The following is a 503-nucleotide window of genomic DNA, read 5'->3' on the forward strand; positions in this document are numbered from 1 at the left end:
CTGCATCATATAACCCATCAATATCAGAAAGGATAATTAGCTGATCCGCATCAACAAGTCCAGCAACTTTTGCGGAGAGCGTATCGTTATCGCCAAATTTCAAAAAGTCCATTGAAATTGTGTCATTTTCATTAACGATTGGCACAATCCCTCTCTCGAGTAATACATTAATGGTATTTCGTGCATTGTTATAACGATGTTCATCAGAAAAATCATCACGGGTGATTAAGATCTGTGAAGCAACATACCCATGTGACATAAAAATATCTGAATATGTTTCAATAAGCAATCCCTGACCGATGGACGCGGATGCTTGCTTTTCAGGTAATGATTCCGGACGGGTGAGATAACCCAATCTGCGGTATCCAGCCGACACAGCACCTGAAGAAACAAGTAAAACTTCAAAGCCGTCATCTTTTAAGCGAACAACTTCATCAACTAGCTTTTCGACTTTTCTTCGGCTTACTTCACCATTTATGCTTGTTAGGGAACTGCTCCCAATT

Annotated in this window: 1 protein-coding gene; it reads right to left on the reverse strand. The window is 40.2% G+C overall.

Going from position 1 to position 503, the window contains the following annotated elements; genetic code table 11:
- Positions 1-502: glutamate 5-kinase (gene proB, locus AC3G7N_RS22850; protein ID WP_489424375.1), on the reverse strand; the 502-nt coding region annotated here is incomplete at its 3' end.
- Between the last annotated feature and the right edge of the window lies 1 nt (position 503).

It is taken from the genome of Virgibacillus carmonensis, from assembly GCF_057836705.1.